Origin of the sequence: Arthrobacter sp. NicSoilC5, assembly GCF_019977395.1 — a bacterium.
Lineage (GTDB): Bacteria > Actinomycetota > Actinomycetes > Actinomycetales > Micrococcaceae > Arthrobacter.
Map to the genome: position 1 here is coordinate 4221620 of NZ_AP024660.1, position 21716 is coordinate 4243335.

Genomic DNA, 21716 nt, shown 5'->3' on the forward strand with positions numbered 1-21716 from the left:
CGCTACACCCGGCGGCCGCTGCGGTTGGTGACGGCGCCGTAGATCAGCAGCACGATGATCGAGCCGAGGATGGCCAGCAGCCAGGTCCTGATGTCAAAGAATTCGGCCAGTCCGCCGCCGAAGATCAGTGATCCGATCCAGCCGCCCAGGATGGCCCCAACAACGCCGAGGACCATGGTGATCACCCAGCCGCCGCCTTGGCGTCCCGGCAGGATGGCCTTTGCAATGGCTCCAGCAATCAGGCCCAAAATGAGAAATCCGATAATGCCCATGTTGCCACTCCTTGTCAGTAAGTTGTGCCGGGCCCCCATTTCCGGTTCCCTCATTCAATCAGCAGGCTTACTACTCTGCAAGGCTTTCAATATCACAGGATGACTGTCAGTTTGACCCGAATTCCGCGAACTTTTCTCCGGCGGTAAAGCGGCTGCCGGTAGGATTGGGTGTCCCTGCATCTGATGAAGGAGCTCCGGCATGTCCAGCCACACCCAGCGGCCGCGTGCCATCTTCCTTGACATCGACGGCACCTACGCTGACCACGGGCTGGCTCCGGAGGCCCACGTGGATGCCGTCCGGACCGCACGGAAGCTGGGCCACCTGGTGTTCGTCTGCACCGGACGTCCCCTGTCCATGGTGCCCGGGCACATCCTCGAAGCAGGATTCGACGGCACCATTACCGGCGCCGGCGCCAGGGTGGAGGTCAGCGGTGAAGTCCTCAAGGACACCCGCTTTGAGCCGGAGCTGGCGGCACGCATCGTCGAAACGCTCGACGCGCACGGTGCGGCCTACATCCTGGAAGCGCCGGAGGCCCTGCACGGCCGGACGGGCGTGGACCGGCGGCTGCGGGAGGTCCTCGGGCCCATCTTTGCCGGCCGGCCGCAGCATGACGGCGTCCTCAGCACGGACGTTGATCCGCTCGAGGACATCCTGGGGCCCATGCAGTACAGCGACGACCTCCGCGCCACGTCCTACGCCAAAATCTCCTGCTTCGACTCGCCGGTGCCGCTGGGCCGCCTGATGGAAACCTTCGGCCCCGGGGTGGGGCTGATTCCCAGCTCGCTGTCGGCGCTGGGCGAGCGTGCCGGGGAGATCTACATGGCGGGCACCCATAAGGCCGTGGGTATCCAGGTGGTGGAGGCCCGGCTCGGCCTGGACCGGGCAGACATCGTGGCCATCGGCGACAGCGCCAACGACGTGGAGATGCTCGAGTACGCGGGCGTGGGCATCGCCGTGGAAGGTGGCCATCCCTCCGTTCTTGCCGTAGCGGACAGGGTTACCGCCGCGCCGGCCGGTGGCGGCGTTGCGCTGGCCTTCGCCGAGCTGGGGCTCCTGGGCTGAACCTCAGTGTGCGGCCGCCGCCAAGGCCCCCGCGGCGGTCCCAAGTCCTCGCACCACCCAGCCCTGTTCCTGCCAGGCGGCAGCATCCAGCACATTGCGCGCATCCAGGACCACCCGGCGTCGTACCTGCTGCCCGGTCGAGGCGGGGCACAGCTGCCGGTACTCGTCCCATTCGGTGAGGAGCAACACCAGTTCGGCGTCCTGGAGCGCCCGCGCCGCGGAGGACTCGAACCGGAGGCGTGGGTAGCGGCGCCACGCAAGGTTCACCGCTTTGGGGTCCGTGACGGTCACATGGGCACCGGCGGCGGCCAGCCGGTCCGCGACATCCAGTGCCGGGGAGTCGCGGATGTCGTCGGTATCCGGTTTGAAGGATGCACCCAGCACGGTGATGGAACGCCCGGCGAGCGCCCCGCCGCACAGTTCCGCCGCCAGGCGCACCGTGCGTTCCCGCTGGCCCAGGTTCACTGCATCCACCAGCCGCATCCAGTCCTCCACCGCGGGCACGCCCAGGGTGGCTGCCTGGGTTCGGAAGCTGCGGATGTCCTTGGGCAGGCAGCCGCCGCCGAAACCAAGACCCGCGTGCAGGTACCGGCCACCGATCCGCGGATCCAGCCCCATCGCCTCGCTGAGTTCGGTGACATCAGCGCCCGCGGCATCGCACAATCCAGCGACGGCGTTGATGAAGCTGACCTTGGTTGCCAGGTAGGCGTTCGCTGCCGATTTGATGAGCTCTGCCGTGGCGAAATTGCAGACCAGCCGCGGGATGCCGGCAGCCAGCAGCGGCTCATAGACGCCGTCCAGGGCCGCCGTCACCCCCAGGGGTGCGCCGGTGGCGGGATGGAAGGCGGCGGCCCGGCCGCCGTCCACGCCGTAGACCAGCCGGTCCGGAACCAGGGAGTCCTTGACGGCGGTGCCCTGCCGGAGGAACTCGGGATTCCAGCCGAGCAGCACATCAGGCCGTGCGGCCAGGACATCCTGAAGCATGTCCACGGTGCCAACGGGCACCGTGGATTTACCGACGACGACGGCGCCCGCGGCCAGGTGCGGCAGCAAGGCCGCTGCGGCGGAGACCAGGAAGGTGAGGTCGGCGGCGTCGGACGTCTTGTCCTGCGGCGTCCCCACGCACAGAAAGTGCACCTGGGCGTCCCCTGCGTCGGCGGGATCGGTGGAGAAGTGCAGCCGTCCGGTGGCGCGGCCGTGCTCCAGGAGTTCATCCAGTCCAGGTTCGTGGAACGGTGCGGCTCCCCGTGCCAGTTGCGCCACCTTGCCGGGGTCGACGTCGATGCCCACCACGGTGTGGCCCATGGAGGCCAGGGTTGCTGCGTGGACCGCGCCCAGGTATCCGCAGCCGATCACGGAAATCTTCATGATGATGCTCCTGCCTTTGAAACCTTTTGTGCTGGTGCGGGCGCCCCCGCGATGACGTCCGCGTAGTGCTGCACCAGTTCCGTGCAGAGCGCGGGCCATGTCCTGTCCTGGACCGAGGCGTGTGCTGCGGCCGCAAATGCCCGCCGTTTGGCGTCGTCGCCCACCAGGTCCTGCACCCGGGCCCGCATGGCGGACAGGTCGCCCGGTTCGTAGAGCCACCCGGTGCGCGAGTTCTCCACCAGGTCCAACGGGCCGCCCCGCCCTGTGGCCACCACCGGTACACCCGATGCCATGGCCTCCTGGATGGTCTGGCAGAAGGTTTCGAACTCGCCGGGATGGACGAACAGGTCGAACGATGCCACCGCCCGTGCCAGGTCATCACCGCCCAGGAATCCGGTGAAGACTGCCCGGGGGAGTGCCGCCTCAAGGGCTGCCCGCTGCGGGCCGTCGCCCACAACCACAAGCCTGGTGTTGGGAATGCCGGCGAGGGCGGCAAGGTCTTCCACCTGCTTTTCGACCGCCAGCCTGCCCACGTAGCCGATGATCCGTTCCCCGCCCGGAGCCACCGAAGCCCGCCACCCGTCGTCGCGCTTTGCCGGCGAAAACCTCGCGGTGTCCACGCCGCGGCGCCACATGCGTACACGCGGAATGCCCCGGCCGCGCAACTGGTTCAGCGCGAACGTGGAGGGCACCAGGGTGCGTGAGGAGAGCAGGTGGATGTTCTCCACCCTGTTCCAGGCCCAGTTTTCCAGGAAGGGAACGCCGTACCGGGCGGCGTAGCTGGGAACTTCGGTCTGGTAGATGGCCACGGTGGGGATGCCCAGCTGGTGCGCAGCCTGCGCGGCGCGCCAGCCCAGCACGAACGGCGAGGCAAGGTGGACAACGTCGGGCGCGTACTCGGCAAGGATTCGCTTGACCCGGTACACACCTCCCAGCGCCACCCGCACATTCGTATAGCCGGCCAGCGGGACCGCGGGCAGCCTGTGCACCTCCGCCCCCTTGACCCGGCCCGCGGCCTCCCCGTCATGTCCGGAAGGCGCGATGACCAGCACCTCGTCGCCGCGCTCCTGGAGGTGGTCCAGGACCCGCAGGATGGAATGGGTGACGCCGTTCATCAGCGGCAAAAAAGATTCGGCAACGATTGCGATCCTCACCCCTCCACCGTGGGCGCCTTCCTTGAAATGACGGGGGAGGAAGCGTTACCCCGAGGAGAAGGCCGGGTGAACAACTGCCGCGGGCCGCCAAAAAAATTACTAAGTAGGCTTTGCATTTGATGCTAAGCATGCTTACGGTAGTGGGGCAGTCAGCGCAGAGCCTCAAGCAGCCGGGGCGGAAGCCGGATGACGGGAGAATGCCCCGGTCCGGAACATCCACTGCTGGCAGACCCAGTGCAAAGACCATCCAAAGGAGACGTCATGCTCAACAGGGAAAACCTTGAAAACCTGCTCACCAAGGGCGGCCACGTCGTCGGTTCCGACGGCACGAAAATCGGTTCGATCGGTCAGCTGTACGCAGACGATGACACGGGCGAGCCCACATGGGTCACCGTGAAGACGGGGCTCTTCGGTACCTCCGAGTCCTTCGTTCCGGTGGAGGGCGCGCACAACCAGGGCGAAGACCTGGTGGTTCCCTTCACCAAGGAGCACGTCAAGGACGCTCCCCGCGTGGATGCGGACGGCCACCTCACCCCAGAGGAAGAGGACCGGCTCTACACGTACTACGACCGCGGTGCCCGGACCTACACCGAGGCCCGTTCCGGCACCGCCGGGGACGTGGACCTGCAGGGCGACGCCGACCTGAACGCAGGCACCCCCACCGCCGGGATCGGTGCAGGCCGCGACACGTATGACCGCGACGAAACCGCACGCGGAACCGTTGGCCACGACACCTCCGGCCCCACCACGGACGACGCCATGACGCGGTCCGAGGAGCAGCTGCACGTGGGCAAGGAACGTGAGGCCACCGGCCGCGCACGGCTGCGTAAGTACGTCACCACCGAAAACGTCACCAAGACCATCCCGGTGGAGCGTGAAGAAGTACGCATCGAGCGGGAGCCCATCACGGACGGCAACCGCGGTGGAGCCTTCGACGGGCCTGCCATTAGCGAAGAAGAGCACGAGGTGGTCCTGCACGAGGAACGCCCCGTTGTTGAGAAGGAAGCCGTTCCCGTGGAGCGGGTCCGCCTGGACAAGGAAGTTGTCCGTGACGATGTCACGGTCAATGAGGAAGTCCGCAAGGAAAACATCGAAACAGACGGCGACACCCGTCGCTGATCGGGACCCGGGGCTCCGGCCCCCAGTTCCGCGGGCAGCCCGGATGAATCAGCTGCCCTGACACGGTGAACGGCGCCGGGAGCCTCCAGGAGGCTCCCGGCGCCGCACTGTTTAAAACGCTGGTGCAGCCGCGCCGGAAGCGGTGGCTGCACCAGCCAGTAGGACGAATATCTTCAGAACTTACGGTTCATCTCTCATTCGCGGCTCCTGTTTTCCCGGTTGACGGTATCCGGGTACACGGCTGGCAGTGTCCACGTCCGGCAGCCAGCAGAAATCACACCATGCCCCCAGCGGGGCGGCGGGTTGTGGTTTCTACCAATTTTACGGCGGGGCAGCGCAAAAAGCGCCGCACGCCGGGGCATTTGATTGGTGATCAGTGGCTCCCCGGAGCCTGTCGTTCGCGGGTCCGGCACGCCCGGCGTGACACCATGGAACACGATGAAACTGCGCGCTGATCAGACCGGAGACCGTGGCCTACCCATGCCGTTGTGGCTGCAGGGTGCCCTTGAAGCGGCGCAGGCGGCCATCATCTCGGCCCTGGTGGTCGTGGCGCCCATCGTTGCCGTCTGGGCCACTGCCGGATTCCAGAACGGGCAGTTCGAAGTCCTGGCCCGCCTGGCCGGGCAGTCCTGGCTCCTGGTCCATGGGGTGCCGCTGGAACTTGCCGGCACAGGACCCGGGACTGCCACCCACGGCGGGTCCGGCATCCTGAGCCTGATTCCGCTGGGCCTGACCCTCATCCCTTTCCTTCTGGCCTGGCGCGCCGGCCGGCGGCTGGCCCGCGCCTCCTATACGGACCAGCTGTGGCAGGCGCTGCTGGGCTCGTGGGCAGTGTACGCAGCGTTCGGCGCCGCTACCGGGTTCGTCTGCCGCAGCGCCGACGTCGGCATCAACCTCTGGTTCGCCATGCTGGTTCCCCTGGTCCCGTTCGGGCTGGGAATGGTGGTTGGCGCCCGGAGGGAGGCCGGGTCCTGGAGCCGGCTCATCGGCGTTGACGCGGTGGACTGGATCTCGCGCACCAGCCAGCACTCACGCTGGGCCGGATCGTACTTCGCGTCCGCGGCGAAAGCGGGGACCGTCGCCGTGCTGTCCGCCCTCACCTTCGCCGCAGTGCTGCTGGCGGCAGACCTGTTCATCCACTGGAACCTGGTGGTTTCCGTTTATGAAGCGCTCGACGCCGGGCCGGTGGGAGGTGCCGCCCTCACCATCGCCCAGCTGGGCTTCCTGCCCAACCTTGTGGTGTTCGCCCTCGCCTGGACGTCGGGCGCCGGTTTTGCGCTGGGGGCGGGCTCCCAGGCCGGGGCGCTGGGGACCGCCGTCGGGCCGCTTCCGTCCATACCGGTCCTGGCTGCCATCCCGTCGGGGTCCCTGGACTACGCCTTCGTGGCCCTGGTTGTTCCGGTGCTGGCAGGTGTCATGGCGGGATGGTGGTTCCTGCGGGAGGGCGAAAACCACTTCGACGAGTGGCTCGCCATCAAGGTGCATGCCCGCTGGTTCACCGCCACCGTCTCCACGCTGGTGCTCGGCGTGCTCGTGGGCGTGGCGGCGGGCCTGCTGACGGCCTGCCTGGCCTGGATCGCCAGGGGGTCAGCCGGCCTTGGCCGCCTGACGGCCATTGGGCCCGACCCCCTGTGGACCGGGCTGTGGGTGGCTGCCGAGGTAGGCATCGGCGTCGTTGTCGGTTACGCTGCCGGACCGTGGCTGGAGCGGGAGAACACCGGGGCGGCGGAACACGATGCGGAGCTGGTCCACTAGAACCGGGCCGCCTCTAGCGGACCTTGGTGGGCAGGACGTCCTGGAACTGGGCCATGCACGCATGGGTGGCCCGGTCCGTCAGCGCCCGGCCCAGGCACGCCTGGTACTCGCGCACCTGGTCAAACAGGACCATGGTGGTGACGATCAGCAGCACCATGACGGCGGCCACCACCAGTCCGGAAATGGTGCCGAGGAGAACCAGCCTGGATTCCTTGAGGCGGATTGACCGGACCAGCAGGACGACCCCCAGGACCAGGCCCGCGGCGGTCAGCACGGTCGCCAGCCACAGGTAGCCGACGTCCAGCTGGTACACGAAGAACGAACCGAGGACCGAGACCACGAACATCCGGAACAGGGTGCGGGTCTTGGCAAGGGAGGCTTTCGCCGCCTCGCTGAGCGGGGGCCTGACCTGCTGCTGCCCGCTCCGGCCCGGTTCGCTGTTCATGTTTTCCAGCGTACGCGAGCCTGCACCTAAGCTGGACCAATGCGTATCGTCGTCCTCGTTTCCGGAACCGGGTCCAATCTCCAGGCAGTTATTGACGCCGTCAAGGCGGGGGACCTCGACGTGGACATCGCAGCGGTGGGCGCGGACCGCGAGGGAACCTACGGCGTCGAGCGTTCCGCTGCCGCCGGGATCCCCACCTTCGTGGTGGACTTCAAGGCCTACCGGGACCGCGCGGACTGGAACGCAGCGCTGACCCGGGCTGTGGCCGCCTACAAGCCGGACGTGGTGGTTTCTTCCGGGTTCATGCGGATCGTCAGCCCGGAGTTCATCGACGCTTTCCACGGCAAATACCTCAACACGCACCCGGCACTGCTCCCCGCTTTCCCCGGTGCGCACGGCGTCCGGGATGCCATGGCGTACGGCGTGAAGGTCACCGGCTGCACCGTGCACTGGGCAGACGCCGGCGTGGACACCGGCCCCATCATTGCCCAGGAAGCCGTGGCCATCGAGGACACGGACACCGAGGAAACCCTGCACGAGCGCATCAAGGTGGTGGAGCGCCGGCTGCTGGTCTCCACCCTGGCCGCCCTGGCGGCAGACCCCGCGTACTCCGCCGCGCCCCACCCCAACTAGGTCGCGCCAAGTGTCGTTTAACCCCCTCAAAACGACAGCTGGCGCTACCTACATTGTTTGAGTGGGCCGAGCCTGTGGATAACGTCCAGCAAAGACAGTTGCGGCTGCCACCATGGGCTGATGAAGGTTCCTCGTCCCATGCCCGGACAATTTGAGTCGCTGCCGTTCACCTTCCGGGAGGCAGTCGACGCCGGCATCACCCGCCGCCGGCTGCGTCACCGGGGCTTGCAGCGGCCCAGCAGGGGCGTCCGGGTGCCGGACTCCTGCGGCCGATCGGATTTGGCCGCTTGCCTCCGGCCCTACACCCTGGTGACGGAATTTGCCGCGGCTTCCCACGCATCCGCTTTTCTGTTGTGGCAGTTTCCAGGGTTCCTGCCAGGCTGCAACGAACCGCTGTTGCATGTCTCCCGTCCCGACACGGTGGCCATCATGCGCCGGCCCGGTGTGAGGGGCCACCGGGGACAGTTTTTCGACGACGAGATTGTCAGCCACCAGGGCCTGCTGGTCACGTCGCGGACCCGGACGTGGCTGGATTGCTCCCGCAAGATGGGCATCGAGGAATTGACCGTTGTTGCAGACCATCTGATCCGATACCCGCGCCCGGAATTCGAAGGCAGATTCGAACCCTATGCAACGCTTGAAGATCTGGCGGAGATGCTGGACAGGCACAAGGGAACACCCGGAATACGCAAGGCCCGTCTTGCCCTTGATTTGGCCAGGGTGGGTTCCGACTCCGCACAGGAAACCAGGCTGCGGCTGGCTCTGGAGTATGCCGGCTTGCCCGAACCTCTACTGAACGTGCCCACGCCGCTGGCCCCCGGCGTCGTACGTCAACCCGACCTGAGCTATCCCGAACAGAAGGTGGCGGTGGAATACGACGGTGAGGGACATTCGGCAGCGGGACAGATTGAGCGGGACATTGCCCGCGAAGAGGATTTCGGACGCGGTGGATGGATTCTTGTGCGAATCTCAAAGCGGCACATGGAACAAGACGCGAAGCTGGCGGTGGCAAAAGTGCGGCGGACAATGCTGGCCGGCGGCTGGTTGCCCGGAGGCTAGAACCAGGTAGCGCCAAGTGTCGTATTGAGGCTCCAGAACGACACTTGGCGCTACCTGGTTGGGAAAGGTTACTCCAGGCGGGCCTGGCGGGTTTCGGGGGAGAAGAACGCCATCCACAGCACGGAGGCCAGCACCAGGGCACCGGCCAGGGCGAAGGATGTGGCCAGCCCGAGTTCCGGCCAGAAGTAGTTGGCGAAGATCAGCGGCCCAAAACCCGCACCGAGCCGGGAGAATGTGGACGCCCAGCCGAATCCGGTGCCGCGCAGTTCGGTGGGATAGAGCTCGGAGACATACGCATAGAGCACCGGAATGGCCACCTGCACCACGAACCCGAACACCAGCAGCCAAGACACCGCGGCCGTGGGGATGTCCACCACGAATGCCACGATCACCAGGGTCAGCGCGGACAGCGGACCGGTGATGGCAAGGATCCATTTGCGCCCCACACGTTCCACCAGGAGCGCCGCCACCACCACGCCCAGGAAGCCGACGGCGGCCATGGACGCCGTGGTGACGAACGCCTTGTACTCGGCGAAACCTGCGCCGATAAGGATCCTCGGCATCCATGTCAGGGACAGGTAGTACACCAGCAGGATGCTGAAGAACAGGGCCCAGGCGGCAGCCGTGATCTTCCAGTTGAACTGCCACACCGAGCGCAGCTGGGTCCAGGCGCTGCCGGCGGAAAGCCGGGGAACGTCCCGGGCGTCGGGAAGGCTGTAGGCGCGGGGTTCCGCCCCGGTGGCTTCCACCAGCCCATCGATGATTTTGGCGGCTTCTTCCCGCCGCCCCTTCCTGATCAGGAACAGCGGGGATTCCGGCACGCTCCGCCGGATCCAGAAGACCAGCAGGGCGGGAAGCACCATCACCAGCATGGTCAGGCGCCAGTCGCCGTAGAGGGCCACCAGTCCGGCGGAGACGAACCCCGCCAGGGCTGCGCCGATGGGCCACCAGCCGTCCATGGCTGTCAGCACCTTGCCGCGCTGCTTCCGGGGGGTGAACTCACCCACCAGGGCGTAATCCACGGGAATGCAGCCGCCCAGGCCAAACCCGGCCATGAACCGGAAGAGGCAGAACCAGATGAAGTCGGGGGCGAACGCGCCCAGGACGGTGAAGACCGAGAACAGCAGCAAGGTGGCGGTGAAGGCCTTCTTGCGGCCCACGGTGTCCGCGATCGTTCCCCAGATGAAGGCACCCAGGGCCATGCCGATCAGGTTTGCGGTACCCACCCAGGCGGCCTCTCCCGCGGAGAGCGACCAGTGCTTGGACAGCAACGGAATCAGGATGCCGTTCAGGGTCACATCCCAGGCGTCGAACATGAAGCCGAGGCCCCCGATCAGGAAGATCCTGCCCTGGACTTTCCATCGCCAGGGCAGTTCCTGGACCACCTGTTCGCCGCTGGGCACAGTGGTGTAAGTGTTCATCGCCGCCTCCTGTTCAAAACTCTAGCCCGCCCCCACAGCGTTCACACTCCGGCTGACACACCGGCCAACCGCGCCTTCGCGATAAACTGGCCCTATCCCCACCAACCGCGGCCCTGTTCCGCGAGATAAGACGGAGACATTTGTGAGCTTCACGCAGCATGAGCGCGTATCCATTGACCGTGTACCCATCCGCCGGGCCCTGATCTCGGTTTACGACAAAACCGGTCTGGAGGAGCTCGCAACGGGCCTGCACGCCGCGGGCGTAAAGCTCGTCTCCACCGGTTCCACGGCCAAGAAGATCGCCGCCGCGGGCATTCCCGTGCAGGAGGTTGAGGAAGTCACCGGTTCGCCCGAGATGCTGGACGGCCGCGTCAAGACGCTGCACCCGCGCGTCCACGGCGGAATCCTGGCGGACCGCCGCGTCCCCGCCCACATGGAAACCCTCGCCAGCATGGACATCGAAGCCTTCGACCTGGTGGTGGTGAATCTCTACCCGTTCGTGGAAACCGTCAAGTCCGGTGCCGCGCAGGATGACGTCGTGGAGCAGATCGACATCGGCGGCCCCGCCATGGTGCGGTCGGCCGCGAAGAACCACGCCGCCGTCGCCATCGTGGTGGATCCGTCCTTCTACGGCCAGGTGGTGGAGGCTGCCGCCGCCGGTGGCTTCGACCTGAAGACGCGCCGCCGCCTCGCTGCCAAGGCATTCGCCCACACCGCTGCCTACGACAACGCGGTGGCCACCTGGACCGCCAGCCAGTTCCTGGACGAGGACGGCGACGGCGTCATCGACTGGCCCGCCTACGCCGGCCTGTCCCTGGAGCGTTCCGAGGTCCTGCGCTACGGCGAGAACCCGCACCAGCAGGCTGCCCTGTACGTGGACAAGGCTGCGCCGATGGGCATCGCCCAGGCGGACCAGCTGCACGGCAAGGCCATGAGCTACAACAACTTCGTTGACGCCGACGCCGCCCTGCGTGCCGCCTACGACTTCGCTGAGCCCGCCGTCGCCATCATCAAGCACGCCAACCCGTGCGGTGTGGCCGTCGGCTCCGCCGATGCCGCGGACCCCATCGCCGATGCCCACGCCAAGGCGCACGCCTGCGATCCGGTCTCGGCGTTCGGTGGCGTCATCGCCGCGAACCGCACCGTGACTGCCGGGATGGCCAACACCGTCAAGGACATCTTCACCGAGGTGGTCATCGCTCACGGCTTCGAGCCCGAGGCAGTGGAGATCCTCTCCAAGAAGAAGAACATCCGCCTGCTCGCCCTGCCCGAGGGCTACGGCCGCTACCCCACGGAGTTCCGCCAGGTTTCCGGCGGCATGCTGGTCCAGGTCACGGACAAGGTGGACGCTGAAGGCGACAACCCCGCCAACTGGACCCTCGCCGCCGGTGAAGCCGCGGACGACAAAACCCTCGCGGACCTCGCCTTCGCCTGGACCGCCTGCCGGGCCGCGAAGTCCAACGCCATCCTCCTGGCAGAGAACGGCGCCGCAGTGGGCATCGGCATGGGCCAGGTCAACCGCCTGGATTCCTGCCGCCTGGCCGTGGAGCGGGCCAACACCCTGGGCGTCACGGTGGAGTCCGACGTCGAGGGTGCCGGCGGCGCTTCCAACGCGAGCGGTTCAGGCGCACCTGAGCGGGCCCGCGGTGCCGTGGCCGCCTCCGACGCGTTCTTCCCGTTCGCCGACGGACTGCAGATCCTGATCGACGCCGGCGTCCGCGCCGTGGTGCAGCCGGGCGGTTCCGTCCGGGATGAGGAAGTGATTGCGGCAGCGAACGCCGCCGGCATCACGATGTACTTCACCGGAGCCCGCCACTTCTTCCACTGATCCCCACCGCTTCATCGCGGGCCCGGATTAACGACGACGGCGCCCGTCCCCTGCGCAGGGGACGGGCGCCGTCGTCGTTGTGCTGGTTAGTCCTGGTCGTCTTGGCCGGGGCCGGGCTCCGGGAGTTGAATCTCCCGGGCCTTTGCCGCCGCCATCCGCTCCTCTGTCCAGTACTCGAGGACTTCCTCGGGGGACTGGGTCAGGTCCACGTGGCTGACGGGATCCTCCTTCGGATCAGGTGCCTTAGGACTTTGCTGCACTGTTGAAGGTTGCCTGGATGACTTTTCCCCAGTACGGGCCGTACATCACAGCTGAGCCGTTGTAGCCATAGCTGTTGATGGAGTTCTGTACGCCGTCTGAGCCGATGCCGATGAACCACGGGCCACCCGAGGAGCCGCCCGTCATGTCGCACGGGATGCCCTGGGTACCGAACTGGGGGTTGTTGGGGTCATCCGTGGCCGTACCGGTGCAGCTGAACAGGGACGTGCCGTTGAACGGCGAGGCCTGCGGGTAGCCGTACGACGTGTAGGTCAGGCCCCGTGCCTGGTTGAAGGCAGTGCCAGAGCCGCCGACAACGTCGGTGAGCCGGTCTCCGTTGCTGTCCGTATTCACGACGGCGAAGCCGGTGTCGTAGGTCATGTCGCCGTTGGAGGCCCACTGGGTGGGGGCGTACAGGGCCCTGGCGGTCCACTTGCCGTAGGGTGCCGCGCCGTTGTCGTAGGCGGGCACGAAGACGAAGTTGGTGGCGTACGCGCCTGGGCCCTCGTTTACGCAGTGACCGGCGGTAGCCACGGTGCTGCCGTTGGTCGAGGCCACGGCGTTGCCCGAGCACACATAGTTGGTGCCGCCCATGGTGAAGAAGACTTTGCCGATGTGGGAGACGGGATTCTCGCTCTGGGCAATGGTGGGCTTGCCCTTGGTCCCCTTGGTGGAGGAAGGCTTGCCCTTCTCGACCAGGGCGGCGCTGGAGCGGTTGCCGCGGCCCAGCGCCTTGCCGGCCAGGGTGTCACCTGAAACGGCGCTCTGCATGCGCTCCGGAGTCCAGTAATCCGCTGCGCCGGCGGCATTGAGGGTGACGCCGGCCACGGACGGGGCTTCATGCCCATCCGACGGTGCGGGCGCGGCTGAGGCCCCGCCGGCCGAGGTGAGTGCCAGCACGGCGGCAGCCGAGAAAGTCAGGAGGCCGGAAGCCAGAGACCTGGTGCGAGTCATTGTTGTCCTGTCTGAACGGGGTTTGGGCCCTGGATCGGGAGTGACTTAGCGAATTTATCGCCACCGGACAAGTTTGTACACAGTAGTGAGATATCAAATACCGGCTTAGGACCCTTTCACTGCCCCGGCCGCCCCTTGGTGGCGACGGCGGCCCCGGCACCCGGGCGTGTCCCGCCGTCGGCCGTTCTCCATCGCTGTAATCCTGCCCACCGCCGGGGTAACGCTGGGACTCCGGTACGGTTCAACGCCATGTCCTCGGGTAAGTTGTACATGGTGAAATAGACCGAATTTTTCACAACCAAGCCGACCCACAGGGAGACGCCCGCGCATGTCCAAGATTATCTACACCCACACCGACGAAGCGCCGATGCTGGCTACCTATTCGTTCCTGCCCATCATCGAGGCGTTCGCTTCGACTGCAGGTGTGGAGGTGGAGACCCGCGACATTTCGCTCGCCGGCCGCATCATTGCTGTGTTCGGTGACTACCTCACCCCGGAGCAGCAGATCGGTGACGCCCTTGCTGAACTCGGTGAGCTGGCGAAGACGCCGGAAGCCAACATCATCAAGCTGCCCAACATCAGCGCCTCCATCCCGCAGCTGAAGGCGGCCATCGCCGAGCTGCAGGGCCAGGGCTACGCCCTGCCGGATTACCCGGACAACCCCTCCTCCGACGAGGAAACCGCCATCCGCTCGCGCTACGACAAGATCAAGGGCTCCGCCGTGAACCCGGTCCTGCGTGAAGGCAACTCGGACCGCCGCGCCCCGCTGTCCGTCAAGAACTACGCACGCCAGAACCCCCACTCCATGGGCGCCTGGACCTCCGACTCCAAGACCAACGTGGCCACCATGGGCCAGGACGACTTCCGTTCCAACGAGAAGTCCGTGGTCATCGAGTCAGACGGCACCATCGCCATCCAGCTGGTCCGTGAAGACGGGTCCGTGAAGGTCCTGAAGAAGGCTTTCCCGGTCCTGGCCGGTGAGGTCATCGACGGCACCGTGATGCGCGCCGCCGCCCTGGACGAGTTCCTGAAGGCCCAGGTTGCCCGCGCCAAGGAAGAAGGCGTGCTGTTCTCCGCGCACCTGAAGGCCACCATGATGAAGGTCTCGGACCCCATCATCTTCGGCCACGTGGTCAAGGCCTACTTCTCGGAACTGTTCCAGACTTACGGCAAGCAGCTCTCCGCCGCCGGCATCAGCCCCAACAACGGCCTTGCCGCCATCCTCAGCAGCCTCGAGGACCTGCCGGAAGACGTCCGCGACGGCGTGCAGAACCTGATCAAGAAGGGCCTGGAAGACGGTCCCGCCCTGGCCATGGTGGACTCTGACAAGGGCATCACCACCCTGAACGTCCCCAGCGACGTCATCGTGGACGCCTCCATGCCCGCCATGATCCGCAGCTCGGGCCACATGTGGGGCCCGGACGGCAAGGAAGCGGACACCCTGGCCGTGCTGCCGGACAGCTCCTACGCCGGCATCTACCAGGTGGTCATCGATGACTGCCGCGCCAACGGCGCCTACGACCCCACCACCATGGGCACCGTGCCCAACGTCGGCCTCATGGCACAGGCGGCCGAGGAATACGGCAGCCACGACAAGACGTTCGAGATCCAGGAAGCCGGCAAGGTACAGGTCGTTGACGGCTCCGGCAACGTCCTGATCGAGCACGAAGTCTCCGAGGGCGACATCTGGCGCGCCTGCCAGACCAAGGACGCCCCCATCCGCGACTGGGTCAAGCTGGCCGTCACCCGCGCCCGCGCCTCCCAGACCCCCGCCGTGTTCTGGCTGGACGAGGAACGTGCCCACGACGCCAACCTGATCGCCAAGGTCAACGAATACCTGAAGGACCACGACACCGAGGGCCTGGACATCCAGATCATGGCCCCGGTCAAGGCCACTGCCTTCACCCTGGAGCGCATCCGCAAGGGCCAGGACACCATCTCCGTCACGGGCAACGTGCTCCGCGACTACCTGACGGACCTGTTCCCCATCCTGGAACTGGGCACCAGCGCCAAGATGCTCTCCGTGGTCCCGCTGATGAACGGCGGCGGACTCTTCGAGACCGGCGCCGGCGGCTCGGCCCCGAAGCACGTCCAGCAGCTGCTCAAGGAAAACCACCTCCGCTGGGACAGCCTGGGTGAGTTCCTGGCCCTGGCCGTGAGTTTCGAACACCTGGCCACCACCACGGGCAACGCCCGCGCCCAGGTCCTGGCCGACACGCTGGACCGCGCCACCGGCACCTTCCTGCTGGAGAACAAGTCCCCGAGCCGCCGTGCCGGCGAACTGGACAACCGTGGCAGCCACTACTTCCTGGCCCGCTACTGGGCCGAGGAACTGGCCAAGCAGACGGACGACGCCGACCTGGCCGCCGCGTTCAGCTCGGTCGCCAACGAGCTTTCCTCCAAGGAGGAAACGATCGTGGGCGAGCTGGCCGAGGTCCAGGGCTCACCTGTGGACATCGGGGGCTACTACCGCCCGGATGACGCCAAGGCTTCGTCCGTGATGCGTCCTTCCGCCACGCTGAACAAGGTCATCGCCAGCCTGGCCTAGTACCGGCTGGTAAGGCAGAGAGAAGCGGTGCCCCGGTTTCCACCGGAGCACCGCTTCTTTTGCTTTGTCACCTAGCCTGGGCGCGGTTCAGTTCTTGCCTTTGCCCTTGTCGCCGTTGTTCTTGCCGCCGTCCGCTCCGTTGCCGGCGGCACTGCCCTGTGCCGGGGCCGGTGCGGGAGCTGCCTGCGACGCAGGTGCGGGGGAGGGATCCTGGGCTGCCTGGGCGGCGGCAACGCGGGCGTCTTCGGCAGCCTTCGCGGCCGCCGCCTGAGCGGCAACTGCTTCAGTGAGGTCTGCCCGGACGGCGGTGGCCACGGTGGTGATGCTGCGGCGCCGCTCTTCGGAGACCTGGCCCTTCGCCTGGGCAGCCGAAAGGTCCGCTTCGAGGCCCTCCAGTGCCTTGAGCGCGGCTGCGGGATCGTTTTGGGAGGAAGCCTGGGTCACCTCAAGGACCCGCGCCTGGAGCTGTGTTGCCGCTTCGCGCTGCAGCCCGCTCCCGGGGGCGGCACAGGCGTTGAGGAAGGTGGCCGCCAGCAGGGCCGCCGCGCAGGCCAGCAGCAGCCGGCCCGGCACGGCCTGCCGAAGGGTCACGGCGCCACGCTCTTTTGAAGTTCCTGCAGGTGGTCGCCCAGGACACCGGTTACCGTGGGGTAGGGGACGACGTCGGCGGGCCGGGCGGAGATGCTCATCATCACCGCGGCAGCGGCTGCGGCAATCACCAGGGCAGCGAGCACCACGGCAAGCCAGATCCGCTGGTTCCGTGAGAGGCGGGGCTTGCCGGAAGCCTTGGCAGGGGAGGGGGTGGCCGCCGTCCCGGAACCGGATTGCCGGACAGAATCAGATGCGGGCGCAGGATCAGATGCGGTCGCAGGAGCCTGGGCCGACGGATCGTCAGAGGACCCCGTCGCTCCGGTGGCCCCGGCTGCCTCCCGGACGTCATCCACCGACTCTTCGGCAGTGATGGTCGGAGGGTGGAAGGGCATGGCCGGCAGTACCCGCGTGGTCTCCGGCGCCAGTTCTCCGGGCGTTGAGGCCGGGGAAACCAACGCCTGGCGGAGGGCGGTCTCTATGTCGGCGGCCGATGGCCGCTCCAGCGGCTCGATGGTGGTCATGGACCGGATGAGGTCGGCCCACTCGGCGGGGACGTCGTCGGGAATTTCCGGGGCGCGGTGAAGCCGGGCAACCGCGGATTCCACCGCGCTGCCGGGGTATTCCACGGTGCCCTTGATGCATTCCAGCAGAACCAGCCCGAAGGAGTAGATGTCCGTGGCTGACGACAGCGGCTTGCCCAGGGCCTGTTCCGGGCTGAGGTAGGCGGCGGTGCCCACCATGGTGCCCGTGGCAGTGAGCCGGGTGGAATCCACGATCCTGGCGATGCCAAAGTCCGTGAGCTTGGGCCGCAGCGGCTCGCCGGGACGGATCTGGACCAGGAGGATGTTGCCCGGTTTGATGTCGCGGTGGATGATGCCCAGGCCGTGCACATAGGCCAGCGCGTCCGCGATGCCTGCGCCGATGACGCTCAGCTCTTCAAGGGGTACCCTGCTGTGCCGGATACGGGCGCGCAGGTCCTGGCCCTCCACGAGCTCCATGGTCAGGAACGGCCGGGGCTCATCCGGAATGCGGTCATCGATACCGGCGTCGAAGAGGGTCACCAGGCCGGGGTGGTTGAGTGTGGCGAGGAGCTGGATCTCCGCTTCCTGGCGTTTGAGTTCATCCGCGTCCGGGGCCTGCGGGGCGAAGAGCTTCAACGCCACATCGCGGCCCAGGTTTTCGTCCCGCGCACAGTACACCGATGACATTCCGCCGCGGCCGATGACATCACCCAACCGGTAGCGACCGCCGACAACTTCATTCTTGATGGAGCTAGGCGATTCCGCCACCATGACCGTTCCTCCCGGTGCGCTGCGGCACTGTCGTACCTCAAATTATACGGGCGGTGAGGTGGAAGCAGCGATTGACCAGGGCTTCCCGTTCCGGCACGCCGACGGCCCGGCGGCGATTTTACGAACCTTCGCCGCCGGACCACCGGCTTCAAGGACATGTGTGCTGACGACATGTTTCTTGTGCTGTTGTTGTGTTTCGGGGCTGCTGTCCTCCTTCCGTCAGCCCGCCGGGTGCTGCCGCTTCAGGCGCACAGGCGCGGGCGGTTACTGTTCTGCCGTGGGGCCGCTAGGACACCTTGCGCTTGCGGAGCGCCAGGAGTCCGGCGGCCAGGAGCAGCAGGGCCAGGGGGACCAGCGATCCGTCCCAGCCGGTCTTGGCGAGGCCGGTGTGGGCAGCGCCTCCGTTGGCAAGGGCAGCATTACCGGCGGCCGTGTTGCCGCGGGGGACCGTTACGGTGCCGATTGCCCCGCCCACCGCGGTTGAGCCGGCCGGTGCTGCCGTGAAGCCCTCTGTTCCTGTATCACCGGCGCCACCGCTGGAGTCGCCGCCCGGGGTGTCCGAGCCCGGGGTGCTGGTGCCGGGATCCATCGTTCCGGGATCAGCTGTTCCCGGGTCAAGGGTTCCGGTGTCGCCCGTGGTTCCGTCACCCGGGGTGGTGCCGGGATCGGAAGTTCCCGGCGTGCCTGTGGTGTTGTCGCCGCCGAGCCCGAGGTCAATGCCAAGATCGACCACAGCATCCAGGCCGCTGCCGCCTGCTGTCCCGGAGCCCACAGCAGCACCAAGGTCCGCGGCTGCATCGATGACACCTGCCGTGTCACCGTCCGTGACAGACCCTAGGGTGATGCCGAGGGCTGCGTCCACCGTGCTGCCAGCCCCGGTGGCGTCACCATCGGTGAGGCCGCCCAGGCCCAGGCCTGCGGCTGCATCGACCGCGAGGTCTGCCACGGTGCCGTCCGTAGTCCCGGTGCCGGTGGTGCCGAGGCCGAGGTTGACGTCTGCCGCGGCTGCCGTGCCGGTGGTGCCGGTGGTGCCGAGGCCGAGGTTGACGTCTGCCGCGGCTGCCAGGTCGGTGGTGCCGGTGGTGGCGGGGTCGGTGGTGGTCACCGTGCCGAGGCCGAGGTTGACGTCTGCCGCGGCTGCCAGGTCGGTGGTGCCGGTGGTTGCGGGGTCGGTGGTGGTCACTGTGCCGAGGCCGAGGTTGACGTCTGCTGCCGCTGCCAGGTCGGTGGTGCCGGTGGTTGCGGGGTCGGTGGTGGCCACAGTCCCGAGTCCGAGGTCCACGGCGGCACCGACGGCGAGGTTCGTCGTGGTGCTGTCCGTCGTTCCGGTGCCGATGGCGGCGGGATCAGTGGTCGCCACAGTCCCCAGTCCGAGGTTGACGTCCACTGCGGCGGCGACACCTGTTGATCCGGCCGGCGTTGGGTCACCCAGCAGGCCCAACGACGTCGAGTCAGCGGGTGCCGCCGCCGAGATGAGGGCGGAGGCGGAAAGGTCCGTCCCGCTGGTGGTGTCCGCCGCGTTGGCGGTGGCGCAGCCGAAGGCCAGGAGGCCGCCGGCAAAGAGGGTGCTCAGCAACCCCCTGCGAAGGGTGCAGTTCATGGTGTTTACTCCTGAAATAGTTGAGTGTCCGGGCGCTGGACAGCTGCCCGTAAAGCCGCGTGCTGCCCTCGGGAGGGCAGAGGGCCTCAACTAGTCAGGGGAAGAGCCGGGGTCGAACGACACCGGCGCAGGGGCATGCTCGGAGGACCGGTCGGCGCGAACACTTCCGGCCCGGTCAAAATCAAAGTCGAAAGGGTCGAGCCACGCAGCGGCAGGGGACGCTCCGCCCGCTGATCCTCCGCTGCCCGTGCCGGACGCCGGGGCTGCCGGAGCCTGGGCAGGCAGGGGCAACGGGTCCGGCAGGGGCTGCTCCTGGACGGCGCCAGCCATCACGGATTCCCCGGACTGCGGCGCCGCCGTATGGGCCAGGATGCCCGCGCCCGCGGCTTCCATGCCCGCGCCGGGGTGGGCTGCTGGTTCCGTGGATGAGACTTCAACAGCCTGGTCAGATTCCGGGGCCGTGTTCATGGCACCCGGCGCATCGTCCACGGCTGCCGGTTGATCCTGCGCGGGAGCAGGGACCACCTCGGCGGGAACGTCCACTTGCACGGCATCCAAGGGCGGGACGGGCAACGGAACAGTTCCGGTCAAAAGATCTGAAACCGGTTGGAGCACAGGCTCCAGGACCGGAACCGCCTCGGCTGCAGGGGCTGCGACTTCCTGGGCTACACCGGCAGCCACAGTATCGGCCAGCTCAGCAAGGGGAGCCGAGACCTCTGAAACCGTTCCGGCCGGAACCACCTGGTCCACCACGGGAACGGCGGCAATAAGGTTGTCCGCGAGGCCGGCAACCGGCGTTACGACAGGCTGCAGCAGCCCGGGGGACGCGGCTGGTCCAGCCGCGGACCCCGCAGGGACCGGTGAAACCGCAGCTGCAAGATCCTGGCTCAGGGAAGACACCGAACTGGTGGCGCCGCCGAGCAGTGAAGTGGAATCGGTCCCGGCATCGGCAGTTGCAGCCGTTGATGAAAGAGTCAACCAGGTGGCCGCGGCTGCTCCTGCCAGGAGCAGTGGGCGCAGGGCATGCCATGGCGAACTACTACGAGCCATGCGTACCACCCCCCAGTGACCGGCGCAATCGATGCTTTCTAAATGCTAAGACTGCTTATCGCCTGAAGTCCAGCATTCACTAAAGGGAATTTACAAATGCCGGAAACGGGTGCAGAAACTGTCACGGCAGAATCGGGCAGTCACAGTGGCGTGACCAGCGGGCAAAAGCTGCCCGCCGCCGTCGAACGCAGCCTTTGATGATCCTGCTAGTGGCTGTCGTTGGGGTAGGTCACGCCGAGCTGTGCGCGCACACCGTCGAAGAGGCGCATGGTGTTCAGGGTGTCCTCAAGCGGCATGACCGGACTCTCGGTCAGCCCCTGCTGGACACACCTCATCACCTCGCGCAACTCGTAGGCGTAGCCCTTTCCCACGACGTCGAAGGTCTCCGTCCGGCGGTCCTCCCACCCCTTCGCGATGACCAGTTCGCGGGGGTTGTTGATGGAACCCACGCTTTGCAGGAAGCCCAGGCTGCCGGCCACCGTGGCAGTGCGGGGTCCGTGGGCCAGCAGGGAGGAGGTGAGCTGGACCTGGGCGGCGTGGCCGTAGCCAAGGCTCAGGGCGTTCTGCGCATCGACGCCGTCGTCGTTGACGAAGCCCGTGGCGCTGACGGTCTGCGGGAAGCCAAGCGTGCCGAGCGCCCACAGGAGCGGGTACACGGACAGATCCAGCAGTGCGCCCCCGCCGTCCTTCCGGGCCCACAGCCTGGCGTTGGGGGAGTACGGTGCCGGGAAGCCAAGGTCAGCGGTCACCCAATGGATGTCGCCCAGCTCTCCGGAAGCAGCGATGTCGAAGGCACGCTGCATCGAGGGCAGGAACCGGCTCCAGACCGCCTCCATGAGGAAGAGCTTGCGGCTGCGCGCCACCTCGATGAGTTCCGCCGCTTCCCGGGCGTTGATGGTGAAAGCCTTCTCGCACAGCACGTGCTTGCCGGCGTTGAGGGCGGCGAGAACCATCTCGTGGTGCTGCGCGTGCGGCGTCGCGACGTACACAACATCCACGGCGTCATCGGCCAGCAGCCGCTGGTAGCCGGGCACCCCGCCGTCGTCCCCGTACGCCTTGGAAAAGTCATACGCCACGGCAAACGCGTCCGCGGTGTCCTGCGCCCTGGAACTGACCGCATACAGCTCGGCATCTTCAAGCAGCGCGAGATCCTGCGAGACGGCGCGGGCAATGCTGCCCGTGGCGATGATTCCCCAGCGCAGGGGAGCCCCGGTGGCGGACCGGGGATCCTGGTTGGGCTGGCTGGAAAGCCACGGCTTTGCGATCGGAGCAGTCATAGCTGCAATCCTGTCACAGGGCCGCCGGA

The 21716-nt window shown here is 67.0% G+C and carries 19 protein-coding genes; 7 read left to right on the forward strand and 12 right to left on the reverse strand.

The features are described 5' to 3' along the window. Window positions 1-2: 2 nt before the first annotated feature. Window positions 3-272 carry a GlsB/YeaQ/YmgE family stress response membrane protein gene (locus LDO22_RS19690; protein ID WP_043452229.1) on the reverse strand — a complete coding sequence of 90 codons (270 nt, stop codon included), beginning with the start codon at window positions 270-272 and terminating at the stop codon, window positions 3-5. Window positions 273-471: 199 nt separating this feature from the next. Between LDO22_RS19690 and LDO22_RS19695 the strand changes: the two genes are divergently transcribed. After that, complete coding sequence (locus LDO22_RS19695) at window positions 472-1335, forward strand: HAD family hydrolase (RefSeq protein WP_159632606.1); 864 nt, start codon at window positions 472-474, stop codon at window positions 1333-1335. 3 nt (window positions 1336-1338) lie between these two features. Here LDO22_RS19695 and LDO22_RS19700 read toward each other — a convergent pair whose 3' ends face one another. Both LDO22_RS19700 and LDO22_RS19705 read right to left on the reverse strand, forming a co-directional pair. Continuing rightward, the gene (locus tag LDO22_RS19700; protein ID WP_224025395.1) at window positions 1339-2703 is read right to left on the reverse strand and encodes a UDP-glucose/GDP-mannose dehydrogenase family protein; all 1365 of its coding nucleotides are present in this window, start codon (window positions 2701-2703) and stop codon (window positions 1339-1341) included. Beyond that, complete coding sequence (locus tag LDO22_RS19705; protein WP_201302448.1) at window positions 2700-3857, reverse strand: glycosyltransferase family 1 protein; 1158 nt, start codon at window positions 3855-3857, stop codon at window positions 2700-2702. The genes LDO22_RS19700 and LDO22_RS19705 overlap by 4 nt, the downstream gene beginning before the upstream one ends. A 261-nt stretch (window positions 3858-4118) precedes the next feature. Between LDO22_RS19705 and LDO22_RS19710 the strand changes: the two genes are divergently transcribed. Further along, window positions 4119-4976, forward strand: coding sequence for a PRC and DUF2382 domain-containing protein (locus LDO22_RS19710; RefSeq protein ID WP_224025396.1), 858 nt, complete (start codon window positions 4119-4121; stop codon window positions 4974-4976). A gap of 438 nt (window positions 4977-5414) precedes the next feature. Continuing rightward, window positions 5415-6731 carry a DUF6350 family protein gene (locus tag LDO22_RS19715; RefSeq protein ID WP_224025397.1) on the forward strand — a complete coding sequence of 439 codons (1317 nt, stop codon included), beginning with the start codon at window positions 5415-5417 and terminating at the stop codon, window positions 6729-6731. A 13-nt stretch (window positions 6732-6744) separates the two neighbouring features. Here the strand turns inward: LDO22_RS19715 and LDO22_RS19720 are convergent, their stop codons facing one another. Further along, a complete protein-coding gene (locus LDO22_RS19720) occupies window positions 6745-7176 on the reverse strand; it encodes a hypothetical protein (protein WP_224025398.1) in 432 nt (143 codons plus the stop codon). A gap of 39 nt (window positions 7177-7215) precedes the next feature. On the opposite strand from LDO22_RS19720, the gene purN reads away from it, so the two are divergent. Further along, a complete protein-coding gene (gene purN / locus LDO22_RS19725; protein ID WP_224025399.1) occupies window positions 7216-7809 on the forward strand; it encodes a phosphoribosylglycinamide formyltransferase in 594 nt (197 codons plus the stop codon). 120 nt (window positions 7810-7929) lie between these two features. Next, a complete protein-coding gene (locus LDO22_RS19730; protein WP_224025400.1) occupies window positions 7930-8868 on the forward strand; it encodes a hypothetical protein in 939 nt (312 codons plus the stop codon). 68 nt (window positions 8869-8936) lie between these two features. On the opposite strand, the gene LDO22_RS19735 is transcribed toward LDO22_RS19730, so the two are convergent. Further along, on the reverse strand, window positions 8937-10289 hold the full coding sequence (locus LDO22_RS19735) for an MFS transporter (protein ID WP_224025401.1): 1353 nt from the start codon (window positions 10287-10289) through the stop codon (window positions 8937-8939). A gap of 142 nt (window positions 10290-10431) precedes the next feature. On the opposite strand from LDO22_RS19735, the gene purH reads away from it, so the two are divergent. Beyond that, entirely contained in the window at window positions 10432-12117 is a 1686-nt protein-coding gene (gene purH, locus LDO22_RS19740; protein WP_224025402.1) for a bifunctional phosphoribosylaminoimidazolecarboxamide formyltransferase/IMP cyclohydrolase, read from the forward strand. A gap of 86 nt (window positions 12118-12203) precedes the next feature. On the opposite strand, the gene LDO22_RS19745 is transcribed toward purH, so the two are convergent. Both LDO22_RS19745 and LDO22_RS19750 read right to left on the reverse strand, forming a co-directional pair. Beyond that, window positions 12204-12377 carry a hypothetical protein gene (locus LDO22_RS19745; protein ID WP_224025403.1) on the reverse strand — a complete coding sequence of 58 codons (174 nt, stop codon included), beginning with the start codon at window positions 12375-12377 and terminating at the stop codon, window positions 12204-12206. Further along, a complete protein-coding gene (locus tag LDO22_RS19750; protein WP_224025404.1) occupies window positions 12361-13329 on the reverse strand; it encodes a hypothetical protein in 969 nt (322 codons plus the stop codon). Before LDO22_RS19750 ends, LDO22_RS19745 begins: the two co-directional genes overlap by 17 nt. A 328-nt stretch (window positions 13330-13657) precedes the next feature. On the opposite strand from LDO22_RS19750, the gene LDO22_RS19755 reads away from it, so the two are divergent. Continuing rightward, window positions 13658-15877 carry an NADP-dependent isocitrate dehydrogenase gene (locus tag LDO22_RS19755; protein ID WP_224025405.1) on the forward strand — a complete coding sequence of 740 codons (2220 nt, stop codon included), beginning with the start codon at window positions 13658-13660 and terminating at the stop codon, window positions 15875-15877. A gap of 87 nt (window positions 15878-15964) precedes the next feature. Here LDO22_RS19755 and LDO22_RS19760 read toward each other — a convergent pair whose 3' ends face one another. The 5 genes from LDO22_RS19760 to LDO22_RS19780 form a co-directional block, all read right to left on the reverse strand. Next, the gene (locus LDO22_RS19760; protein ID WP_224025406.1) at window positions 15965-16468 is read right to left on the reverse strand and encodes a hypothetical protein; all 504 of its coding nucleotides are present in this window, start codon (window positions 16466-16468) and stop codon (window positions 15965-15967) included. Continuing rightward, on the reverse strand, window positions 16465-17760 hold the full coding sequence (locus LDO22_RS19765; RefSeq protein WP_224025407.1) for a serine/threonine-protein kinase: 1296 nt from the start codon (window positions 17758-17760) through the stop codon (window positions 16465-16467). The genes LDO22_RS19760 and LDO22_RS19765 overlap by 4 nt, the downstream gene beginning before the upstream one ends. 286 nt (window positions 17761-18046) lie before the next feature. Beyond that, the gene (locus LDO22_RS19770; protein WP_224025408.1) at window positions 18047-19360 is read right to left on the reverse strand and encodes a hypothetical protein; all 1314 of its coding nucleotides are present in this window, start codon (window positions 19358-19360) and stop codon (window positions 18047-18049) included. Between the two features lie 90 nt (window positions 19361-19450). Beyond that, window positions 19451-20410, reverse strand: coding sequence for a hypothetical protein (locus tag LDO22_RS19775; RefSeq protein WP_224025409.1), 960 nt, complete (start codon window positions 20408-20410; stop codon window positions 19451-19453). Window positions 20411-20616: 206 nt separating this feature from the next. Continuing rightward, the gene (locus LDO22_RS19780; RefSeq protein ID WP_224025410.1) at window positions 20617-21687 is read right to left on the reverse strand and encodes a Gfo/Idh/MocA family oxidoreductase; all 1071 of its coding nucleotides are present in this window, start codon (window positions 21685-21687) and stop codon (window positions 20617-20619) included. Window positions 21688-21716: the final 29 nt, after the last annotated feature.

Coding starts and splice junctions, on each gene's coding strand:
- LDO22_RS19755 (WP_224025405.1), top strand. CDS start 13,658: ATGTCCAAGATTATCTACACCCACACCGACGAAGCGCCGATGCTGGCT.
- LDO22_RS19770 (WP_224025408.1), bottom strand. CDS start 19,360: ATGAACTGCACCCTTCGCAGGGGGTTGCTGAGCACCCTCTTTGCCGGC.
- LDO22_RS19730 (WP_224025400.1), top strand. CDS start 7,930: ATGAAGGTTCCTCGTCCCATGCCCGGACAATTTGAGTCGCTGCCGTTC.
- LDO22_RS19715 (WP_224025397.1), top strand. CDS start 5,415: ATGAAACTGCGCGCTGATCAGACCGGAGACCGTGGCCTACCCATGCCG.
- LDO22_RS19735 (WP_224025401.1), bottom strand. CDS start 10,289: ATGAACACTTACACCACTGTGCCCAGCGGCGAACAGGTGGTCCAGGAA.
- LDO22_RS19710 (WP_224025396.1), top strand. CDS start 4,119: ATGCTCAACAGGGAAAACCTTGAAAACCTGCTCACCAAGGGCGGCCAC.
- LDO22_RS19775 (WP_224025409.1), bottom strand. CDS start 20,410: ATGGCTCGTAGTAGTTCGCCATGGCATGCCCTGCGCCCACTGCTCCTG.
- LDO22_RS19720 (WP_224025398.1), bottom strand. CDS start 7,176: ATGAACAGCGAACCGGGCCGGAGCGGGCAGCAGCAGGTCAGGCCCCCG.
- LDO22_RS19695 (WP_159632606.1), top strand. CDS start 472: ATGTCCAGCCACACCCAGCGGCCGCGTGCCATCTTCCTTGACATCGAC.
- LDO22_RS19700 (WP_224025395.1), bottom strand. CDS start 2,703: ATGAAGATTTCCGTGATCGGCTGCGGATACCTGGGCGCGGTCCACGCA.
- purN (WP_224025399.1), top strand. CDS start 7,216: ATGCGTATCGTCGTCCTCGTTTCCGGAACCGGGTCCAATCTCCAGGCA.
- LDO22_RS19690 (WP_043452229.1), bottom strand. CDS start 272: ATGGGCATTATCGGATTTCTCATTTTGGGCCTGATTGCTGGAGCCATT.
- LDO22_RS19750 (WP_224025404.1), bottom strand. CDS start 13,329: ATGACTCGCACCAGGTCTCTGGCTTCCGGCCTCCTGACTTTCTCGGCT.
- LDO22_RS19765 (WP_224025407.1), bottom strand. CDS start 17,760: ATGGTGGCGGAATCGCCTAGCTCCATCAAGAATGAAGTTGTCGGCGGT.
- LDO22_RS19780 (WP_224025410.1), bottom strand. CDS start 21,687: ATGACTGCTCCGATCGCAAAGCCGTGGCTTTCCAGCCAGCCCAACCAG.